Annotated in this window: 9 protein-coding genes; 7 read left to right on the top strand and 2 right to left on the bottom strand. The window is 55.5% G+C overall.

The annotated features are described in order from the left end of the window. Window positions 1-410: 410 nt before the first annotated feature. Entirely contained in the window at window positions 411-992 is a 582-nt protein-coding gene (locus tag FYC48_RS20435; protein ID WP_149498646.1) for a sigma-70 family RNA polymerase sigma factor, read from the bottom strand. Window positions 993-1,095: 103 nt separating this feature from the next. On the opposite strand from FYC48_RS20435, the gene ruvB reads away from it, so the two are divergent. The 7 genes from ruvB to bcp all read left to right on the top strand — a co-directional run bounded on the left by ruvB (window position 1,096) and on the right by bcp (window position 8,802). Beyond that, window positions 1,096-2,214: a Holliday junction branch migration DNA helicase RuvB gene (gene ruvB / locus FYC48_RS20430; protein WP_149498645.1), complete on the top strand. Its 1,119-nt coding sequence runs from the start codon at window positions 1,096-1,098 to the stop codon at window positions 2,212-2,214. A gap of 15 nt (window positions 2,215-2,229) precedes the next feature. Further along, on the top strand, window positions 2,230-2,883 hold the full coding sequence (gene nth / locus FYC48_RS20425) for an endonuclease III (protein ID WP_149498644.1): 654 nt from the start codon (window positions 2,230-2,232) through the stop codon (window positions 2,881-2,883). 159 nt (window positions 2,884-3,042) lie between these two features. Next, window positions 3,043-4,410 (top strand): UTP--glucose-1-phosphate uridylyltransferase, encoded by a 1,368-nt coding sequence (locus FYC48_RS20420; protein ID WP_149498643.1) that lies wholly within the window; start codon window positions 3,043-3,045, stop codon window positions 4,408-4,410. Window positions 4,411-4,473: 63 nt separating this feature from the next. Continuing rightward, window positions 4,474-6,009 carry an ankyrin repeat domain-containing protein gene (locus FYC48_RS20415; protein ID WP_149498642.1) on the top strand — a complete coding sequence of 512 codons (1,536 nt, stop codon included), beginning with the start codon at window positions 4,474-4,476 and terminating at the stop codon, window positions 6,007-6,009. 155 nt (window positions 6,010-6,164) lie between these two features. Then, a complete protein-coding gene (locus FYC48_RS20410; protein ID WP_149498641.1) occupies window positions 6,165-7,178 on the top strand; it encodes an SPFH domain-containing protein in 1,014 nt (337 codons plus the stop codon). A 61-nt stretch (window positions 7,179-7,239) separates the two neighbouring features. Continuing rightward, window positions 7,240-8,109: an SPFH domain-containing protein gene (locus tag FYC48_RS20405; protein WP_149498640.1), complete on the top strand. Its 870-nt coding sequence runs from the start codon at window positions 7,240-7,242 to the stop codon at window positions 8,107-8,109. A 216-nt stretch (window positions 8,110-8,325) separates the two neighbouring features. After that, on the top strand, window positions 8,326-8,802 hold the full coding sequence (bcp, locus tag FYC48_RS20400; protein ID WP_149498639.1) for a thioredoxin-dependent thiol peroxidase: 477 nt from the start codon (window positions 8,326-8,328) through the stop codon (window positions 8,800-8,802). A 10-nt stretch (window positions 8,803-8,812) separates the two neighbouring features. Here the strand turns inward: bcp and FYC48_RS20395 are convergent, their stop codons facing one another. Then, window positions 8,813-9,790 (bottom strand): patatin-like phospholipase family protein, encoded by a 978-nt coding sequence (locus FYC48_RS20395; RefSeq protein WP_149498638.1) that lies wholly within the window; start codon window positions 9,788-9,790, stop codon window positions 8,813-8,815. Window positions 9,791-9,827 lie beyond the last annotated feature (37 nt).

The raw sequence follows: 9,827 nt of genomic DNA, 5'->3' as shown, positions 1-9,827 counted from the left end.
CGATGCAGCGATAAACGAGGTTAGACAACAGATGCAAAAACCTGACGCCCGCCACCGGCGAAGCCCCAACGCCTGAGGGGAGCGAACGAATCTCCTAAGAGTAGCAAGGATGAACGCTTGCAGAGTGTGCAAATTTCCACACCTGTGGGGATTTTTCACCCAGATTGCCAGTGGTTGGCCCCACTCGCCCCTCGCGGGACATCAGCGTCTAAGAAATTGGTCGATTTTCGTCCAGGAGATGTAAAATTCCCAGCGTTCAATCGACGTCGCACGAAAGCAGATCGAGTCACCGCAGAAGCATTCGCGAGCCTCACTAAGCTCGAAGGCGACTCAAGACGAAGTAAACTTGATCGATGGCTTCGCAGTCACTCCCCGCACGGTCACTCCTCGCGCGATTACTGCCTTTTCGGTCACTCGCCGAGTTGTTTGCGGAGCGCCTTCATGCCTCGGTGCAGGAGGCCGGCGATCGCGCCAGTGGATTTGCCTAACTCGTCGGCGACTTCACTCAACTTCATCCCTTCGAGGTAATGCAAACGCACCGCGTCCGCTTGGGGGTCTGGCAACCGTGCGATCGCTTGACTGATTTGCACCACGCTCTCGCCGAGCACTACGTTTTGACTGGGCGTTTGGTCACTGCCGGCGAGCAGGCCTTCCAGACGCATCGAGGACGCAGTCAGTTTCTGCTCCATCGACTGCTCTCGTCGGATGTCACGTTTGTCACGATGCAGGTCACGATCGAGGTGGCAAAGGTGATGCGCCAGAATCTTTCGCAGCCACGCCATTAACTCGGCTTCGGTGCCGCCGCGAAAACCATCGAATCCGGCGACTGCTTGCATCATCGCTTGCTGAACCATGTCCGATGCACCGATCTTCGCCTGATAGGCTTGCCGCATCCGTGTGCGTGCCAACATTCTCAAGTAGGGTTCGTACTTGGCGATGATCGCAGGATCCGAGACGTCGATGGGGGCTGAATTCGCTGAAGATTCGCTCATGACCAAGATTTAATCTGCAAGGACGCGCCGACGAGAATGGAGGTTTCGGGTAAAACAGGGCAGACAATGTAAACCACGTGGAATTGCACGGACGGAAGACCAAATGGCTCGCGAGGCAGTCTACCAACAATCGGATCCCCGAGACCCCGGTGACCAGGACGCAACCCCCGAAAAACTGGGTGGCTCGTCCGCAAAATCGATGGATACCCCCGATCCCCCCGACACGCCGGATGGTTCCGATGGGCTGAACCCTTCGCCGGACGAGAACGACGGCAAATTACGGCCGACGCGTCTGGACGAAATGGTCGGACAACGCGACGTCATCGAACGATTGAAAATCGCCATCGGAGCCGCGATGCGTCGCAGCGAACCACTCGGTCACGTGCTTTTTGACGGACCGCCGGGGTTGGGCAAAACGACATTTGCGACGGTCATCCCCGCAGAGATGGGAACGACGATCCAAATGGCAAACGGCGCCGGGTTAAGCGCCCCCAAAGACCTGCTGCCCTACCTAACCAATGTTTCCTCGCATAGCGTGTTGTTCATTGACGAGATCCACCGCGTCCCCAAGGCCGTTGAAGAATACCTTTACACGGCGATGGAAGACTACCGGATCGATATCGTCCTCGGCGAAGGCGTCAACGCAAGAACTCTGAATTTCGAACTGCAACCGTTCACACTGATCGGCGCGACAACCCGCGCAGGGATGTTGAGCGCACCGCTTCGTGATCGATTCCAAATCCGCGAACACCTGGGCTGGTACTCCGAAAACCAGCTCACCGATCTGGTGCTTCGTAATGCCAAGAAGCTTTCGATCGAAGTCGAGCAAGCCGCCGCGGCCGAAATCGCGCGACGTTCGCGGAGCACTCCGCGACTGGCCAACAACCGTTTGCATTGGGTTCGAGATTATGCCCAAGTCCGCGCCAAAGGGATTGTCACCATCGGCGTCGCTAGAGACGCGTTGGACATGATCGGCATCGATCGTTTGGGGCTCGACAAACAGGACCGAAACTACCTGGAAACCTTGATCCGTGTGTTCGCCGGCGGACCGAGCGGATTAGAAGCAATCGCGCACACCATGAACGTCAGCAGCGATACCCTGGAAGACGAAGTCGAACCGTTTTTGTTGCGAAGCGAATTGATCGTCCGAACGCGAAGGGGACGTATCGCGACGACCAAAGCGTTTGAACATTTGAAAATGCAACCGCCGCTGAACTCGTAAGTTTCCGATTCGACGATGCTTAAGAAAGAACGTGCCGCTCGAGTTCTCGAGCGGCTCGAAGAACTTTATCCGGAAACGCCGATCCCACTTGATCACGCCGATCCATTCACGCTGCTCGTGGCCGTCGTGCTCAGTGCACAGTGCACCGATAAAAAGGTCAACGAAATCACGCCGGAACTCTTCCGGCAAGCGCCCACCGCAAAAGCGATGTGGAAACTTGGCGAACAGCAAATCCTGGAGATCATTCGTCCGCTGGGGCTTTCCAAACAAAAAGCGAAAAGCCTGGCCCGCCTATCCGAGATCATCGAGACCGAACACAATGGCCGCGTCCCGGAAACGTTCGAGGCGCTCGAATTACTGCCAGGCGTTGGCCACAAAACGGCCAGTGTCGTGATGAGCCAAGCGTTCGGTCACCCGGCATTTCCGGTCGACACACACATCCATCGACTCGCACAGCGTTGGGGCCTGACTAATGGAAAGAATGTCTCCCAAACCGAAGCCGATTTGAAGAAACTGTTCCCCGAAACGTCATGGAATAAACTTCATTTGCAAATCATCTTCTATGGCCGCGAGCACTGTACGGCACGAGGATGTGATGGCACGCGATGTGCGATTTGTCGCGAACTGTACCCCAATCGCAAACGGCCGGTCGAAACGAAAAAGGCCTAGTGCTTCGTTCCAAATCGATTTGCAGGTTTAGCCGCATGGCGTTAGCCACAGTTTCGGTGCGATCACCGGGGCTAACGCCCGTCGGTTGATGCCCTGAACCCGTATGTTCAAACGATTGGGCACTCGCCCTGTTCTGTTTACACCAATCACGAAGAACCAATGTCAGCCAACTGGGACGCCGTTGCCACCAAACTTGCCGAAGCCGACACGCCCGACATCGTCGTCCAGATTTTTCGTCAGCACTACGACCATCTTTGTAGCGGAGAGGAAGCGACGATCCGCGAAGCCGACATCGAACCGGTCGACTCGGTCACCGACGCCGATGCCCTGGACGCCTCGTTGGAATCGTTCGGCCGCGACCACCTCGCGTCGACCGCCGTGCTGAAGTTAAACGGTGGGTTGGGAACGTCGATGGGGCTTGATGGTCCAAAATCGCTGCTACCTGTTCGTGGCGACGACACATTCCTGGAATTGATCCTTCGTCAAAATCAATCGCTCGGCATTCCTCTGGTTTTGATGAATAGCTTTTCAACCGAACAACAAACGGCCGCTGCCGTCAACGCATTTAGTGGCGACGTGGACGTGATCTCTTTCCTGCAGCACCAGGTTCCAAAGATTGATGCGGAAAGCTTGATGCCAGCGGAATGGCCGGACGATCCGTCGATGCAATGGTGCCCGCCGGGGCACGGGGATATCTACGCCGCGCTCGTTACTAGCGGGACGTTGCAAACGCTGCTCAAGCAAGGCCGGCGCTATCTGTTTGTTTCTAACGCCGACAACCTTGGTGCGACGCTTGATCTGCGAATCCTTGGTCACTTTATCCGCAGCGGAGCGTCTTTCATGATGGAAGTCGCCGATCGCACCGCCGCCGATCGCAAAGGTGGCCACTTAGCACAGGATGCCGACGGAGGTTTGTTGCTTCGCGAGAAAGCGCAGTGCCATCCAGACGAAGAGGATCAGTTCCAAGACATCACACGACATCGCTATTTCAACACGAACAACTTGTGGATCGACCTGCACCAGTTGAACGAATACCTTGAGCAAGGCGACGGCACCGTCTCGTTGCCGACGATCACCAATCGCAAAACGGTCGATCCCAAGAATGCTCATTCGACCAAAGTTTTCCAATTAGAAACCGCGATGGGCGCGGCGATCGAAACGTTGCCAAACACCGACGCGATCCGTGTGCCACGATCTAGGTTCGCGCCCGTTAAGACCACCGGCGATCTACTCGCCGTCCGTAGCGATGCTTACGAAGTTCACTCGGATCACTCTGTCGGTCTGATCCAATCACGCCAAGGGGCTCCGCCGGAAATCAAATTGGACGATCGATACTTCAAAAAGATCGCCGATCTTCAGGAACGCATTCCCGTTGCGCCATCGCTGAAAAACTGCGAAACGCTCACTGTCGAGGGTAATCTATCTTTTGAATCCGACGTCATCATCGATGGCAACGTCACGCTGACAGGCTCGGAATCGCTCGCAACCGTGAAAGCAGGGACGTACAACGGCAAACACGCGATCTGAGATGCGGTATCATAGTGGTTTGGAATCACTTTCCGAACCGCACGCATTTCCATCGTCTAGATCATGCAGTCACAATGCCCTCCCGCGAACGTTGACTCAGGATTCACCGTCGTACTACGTTGTCTGATTTGTGGCGTTGCGATTTGTGTGATGCTCGAGGGTTTTGCACTGGCTGCCGATTCCCCAACCGATGCTCCGTCGCTCGCCGATCTTGCCGAGCGATCTGAGTGGGTGAATCTCAAGCTAAAGCTGCGAAGTGGAGCCGATCCGAATGTCCAACAACCCGATGGCACGACGGCGCTTCACTGGGCTGTCTACCATCAGGATCAACCCAGTATCGATGCGTTGATCGAGGCAGGCGTCGAAGTTGATGTTCCAAATAAATACGACGTCACGCCACTCGCGATCGCTTGTCGTTACGGGTCGTATGCGACGGCAAAGAGACTCCTCGATGCCGGCGCCAACGCAAAAGGAGCCACCGCGGGCGATGAAACATATCTGATGCATGCGTCACGCCTTGGCGATCATGCGTTGGTTCGAGCATTGATCGATCGCGGTGCCGATGTCAATCAAAGGCAGCGTGACAAACAAACCGCATTGATGTGGGCAGCCGCGGCAGGGCACGAACCGGTCGTAGACGCTTTGTTAATCGCCGGAGCGGAACTTGATGTGAGATTGCGTAGCGGTTTCACCGCCCTGCACTTCGCCGCCCGGCAAGGCCACTCCGACGTCGTGCACCGATTGCTGGACGCCGGGGCGGATGTCAACGACCGCATGAACCCGATAAACGCTTCTGGCCGCGCCCCTCGTAAGGGAATGTCCCCGCTCATGTTGGCCGTTGAAAGCGCGCACTTTCAACTGGCGATCGAACTGATCGACCGTGGCGCCGATCCGAACGACCAACGGAGTGGTTTTGCACCGCTTCACGCGCTCAGTTGGGTCCGTCGTCCTCCGCGCGGTGACAACCCCGACGGTGACCCTCCGCCGGTTGGCTCGGGAACGCTGGGTAGTCTCGCGTTTGCTAAAGAGTTGGTCGCTCGTGGTGCCGACGTCAATCTTCAACTCGAACGTGGGCGATACGCCAAAGCCAAGCTGAATCCCAAAGGCGGCACACCGCTGTTGTTCGCGGCGTTCACCAATGACGTCGCGTACGCCGATGTACTCGTCGGCTTGGGCGCCGACGTAACCCTCGCGAACGCCGATGGCACCACACCGATGTTAGCGGCCGCCGGCGTCGGGGTCTTTGTTGCCGACGAGTATCCCGGTTTCGAAGATGAAACATTGGCGATGATCGATCGTCTAGTCCGTTGGGGTGCGACGATCGATGACGTCGATGCCCACGGTGAAACGGTCATTCACGGCGCGGCGTACCGCAGTTTTGCCCGAGTGGTGGAGCGATTCATGGAACTCGGTGCAGATCCGCACCGGTGGAATCGAAAAAACTCGCTTGGCAGCACCCCGCTGCAAGTCGCCCAGGGGAAGCGTCCGGGATCCTTTAAACCGAACCAATTGACCATTGCCGCAATCTCGCGCGCCCTGGAGTCAGCGGGAATCAAGCCTGAAATGTGGACCCGTTCGGGTCCGGCTTGGTCGGACTGAATCGATTATTCGTCTTGGCGGACGCGATCCTGATTGCCAGTTGATGAAACAATCAATGAATTCGGTCTGGCTAAAAATGCTTGACCGACCGAGCGATTGGCTGCGTGCTACGGTTGGCAACTAGCTTCAAACTTTCTGCCGCCAGAGATTCACTCATGTTACTGATCGGCTTGATCGCAGGATTGATCGTTTACAGTTTCTTTCGTTGCGGGGTAGGCGGATTTTATACCGTCAGCCCCGACCAGCGCGCCGTCGTCACCAGTTTCGGAAAAGCCGAACGACTTCGCGAAGTCGCTTCGACTGAGCTTGGAGACGACGCGATGACTAGCGAAGAACAGCACCGCTATGAATACCCGCAAGTTCGTGTCGTTGGCCCCGGCGGACCTTACTTCAAATTGCCTTGGCAACAAGTCCACAAAGTGAGCGTCGCGACCCAAGCGGTGGACCTGTCGTGGGACCCGTCCAAGGCTCAAGATACGATCGAAGCGGTCACCAAAGACAACTTGACGACCGGCATCAACGGGCAACTACGTTACCGCGTCAGTGAAAGCAACTTGTATCCCTATCTATTTGGCGTGACCAGTCCGCTAGAACATGTGATGGGGTACTTTGTTTCGGTGCTTCGGGAACGCGTCGCAAACTTTGTCGACCCCAAAGGCCAAACCCTTTTGGCCGATGAAGAACTGGAAGCGGCCGACGGTGAATCCTCCGGACCGGCCGTCGACCTTTCCGAGGGTGTCTCGATCAACGACCTGCGTAAGAACTTGCCTCTTCTCAATCAATACATGGAAGAGCAATGTCGCTCGACGACCGCCCGCTATGGTATCGAGCTTGACGCAGCGTTGATCACCGAGATCGACCCACCGACCGAAGTCGACCGGGCTCTTTCGGCAATCAACAGCACTCGCAATCAAGTCGCCGCCGACTTGAGCACCGCCCGTGCCGACAGCGAGCAGCAGATCACGATGAGTGCTCGTGCGGTCGAAATCGCGACCAACAACGCACAAGCGGAAGTCGCGCCACTACGCGAATTGGCCGGCACGTTGAGCGAAATAAAACAGAACGGCGGCTCGCCCGCGCTGAAAGCCTATGTCCGCAATGCGAAGATCCCGTTGTACCAAGCCGCACATCGCGTGGTGCAGACCATCGATAGCAATGCAACAAAGTAACGCCCGGTCGACGGTTTGAATTATCGCAATCACACAGAATATTTATTAGAAGGACGAGACAATGGAATGGTTTGGTGGTGGATTCATTTTGGGGCTGATCGCAATCCCTGTATTTTTGGCGTTCGCCCGTTTCTTTGGGCTTTATGCCTGTGTCGGCGAATGTCAAGCACACGTCTTCACGCTGTTCGGCAAAGTAATTGGAACGATCGATGAACCGGGTCTTCAAGTTCCGGTGATGAAGTTTGGACCGCGAGCATTACTGGTACCGTTCTTTGGAAAATCGTACGTGGTCAGCACGGCACTCCGTCAGCACTATTTGCGAAACCAAATGGTCAATTCCGAAGAGGGCACGCCGATGGGGGTTGGGATTTGGTACGAAATGCGAGTGACCGATCCGGAAAGCTACTTGTTCACCAATGCCAACCCAGATGGCTCGCTCCAAGCGAATGTCACCAGCTCGACAATTTCAACGCTTAGCAATCTCGAAATGGAAAAAATGCTGGAGGATCGTCATTCGCTCAGCCGAACCGTTCGTGCGACCGTTTCTCCGCTGTCAGAAAAATGGGGTTACACACTGGGATCGGTCTACATTCGCAAGGTCGCTTTCACAGACCAAGTGATGGTCGACAACATCACCGAAAAAGTGGTCAAGAGACTGGTCCAGGTCACCAGCGCGATGAAGCAAGACGGCGAGAACCGTGTCGGATTGATCAAGAGTGAAACGGCCTACCGGGTTTCGCAAAAGATGGCGGAAGCTTCGGCGGCCCGCCCAATGATCGTCGGTAAGGCGCTCAACGAGATCTCGGCGGCCGATGACGAAATTCTCGAAACGGTTCTTTCGGTAATGGAGATCGACACGCTTCTAAAGTCTGAAGCCTCGATCGATCTGCTACCTTCATCAGGCAATCTGTTACTGCAAATTGGTCGCTAGAGCTTCGTCAACATTCGAAATTCAGATTAGCCACGCCAAGCCAAAAAGGGGTCAGGACTCAATAACGAGCGCCGAGAGGTCAACAGTCGACAAGTCCGAATGACTCTTCGAGTGCTACACGTTATTGAGTCCTGACCCCTTTTCACGGTTCTTTACCGGCCGCTATATTTCTGATGACCCTAGTTTGTTTGCAAAACCCTTGCAGGATAGTGATCGATGGCCGATTGGTTAGAACCAGGTAGCAAAGCTCCCGCGTTTACACTCAGCGATGACTCTGGCAACAAAGTCAAATTGAGCGACCTGAAAGGCAACCCCGTGGTGCTATTTTTCTACCCCCGCGACGATACACCGGGCTGCACCAAGGAAGCGTGCGCCTTTCGCGATCGCTACGACGAAATGAAGTCGTTGAACGCTCAGCTTTATGGTGTCAGTGCCGATTCGGCTGAAAGCCACACCAAGTTCCGCGAGAAATACTCACTCCCGTTTCCACTGCTCGTCGACGAAAAGCACACCATGATGGAAAAGTACGGTGCTTGGCGTGAGAAGAACATGTACGGCAAGAAGTCCATGGGAATTCAGCGCAGTACCTACCTGATTGATGCGGACGGCAAGATCGTCAAGGTTTGGAAACGAGTTCGCGTCGACGGGCATGACCAGCAAGTGATCGACGCATTGACGGCGCTTCAACCATAGTCATCCTGCGCTATGCCCCGAACGTTTCGTGGTGTCGTAGCATTGCGACGTGTCCGGCTTGACGACCGTGCTCGATTAATGTTTCCGGTTGGGTAAAGTCGTACCAGGGATGATTACCGACGTCAGGACGAATGACGACATCAGCCAACGAGAGTGCTTGCCGGCGACAAATCACCTCGCCGATTTCCTCCATCCGCATCATAACATCGACGGTGGTTCGAAATGAGTCGTGACGACGCAAATCGCTGCTGACATCGATCGCAATGGTTCGGCCCAGCCCGTACGACAGGGCGGATTGAACGGGTATCGAATCCAACACGCCGATATCGGTCAACAACAGATCGTCCCACTCAACGGGTGGGAAAAAACCCGGAATCGACATCGACGCTAATATGGCTTTCCGTAGTGATCCGTTCTCGATGATGATCCTTTGGGCGCTTTTCAGATCCGCCGCAACGATGCTAAGTGGCACTTGCGTCTCGGAAACGTCGATGTCGGGTATGAGCAATTCGATAGCCTCTTCGAGTAACGTGTTGGTAAGCAACGATGGTCCGGCGATCATCCGCGACAACCGATGACCGTGACGCATCATGCGTTCCAGTCGACGATACCACGTTGCAAACCAATCAAATGGCCCTGACGTGCGGTCTAAGCTGGGCGTCTGCTTGGTCATCCTTTCGGCATGCTCCATTAAACTTTCGCACTTGGCAGAAAAGATCGGCGAGTGCAAAAGTCCAATCGCTTTGGCCTGCACCGCTTTGATGCCTGGTTCGAGCGCACAAAGACTACCCACCAGACTTCCGATGCTGACTCCCACGATTCGCTCGGTTTGAACTCCTGCACCGCCGATCGCCTCCATGACACCAAGATGAGCCAGTCCCCGTGCTCCGCCGCCACCCATCGCCACGACCACACCGTTGTCCCGTCCTCTGGAATGAATCGGAATCGAAGTACCGACATTCGTTTCGCGAAACGCAGAGGCATGCATCGTTGACTCCTTGTGGTAAATGAAACTCGGGGCGTTT

Origin of the sequence: Roseiconus lacunae (genome assembly GCF_008312935.1) — a bacterium.
Taxonomy (GTDB): domain Bacteria; phylum Planctomycetota; class Planctomycetia; order Pirellulales; family Pirellulaceae; genus Stieleria; species Stieleria lacunae.
This window is presented reverse-complemented; position numbering and strand designations above follow the sequence as displayed.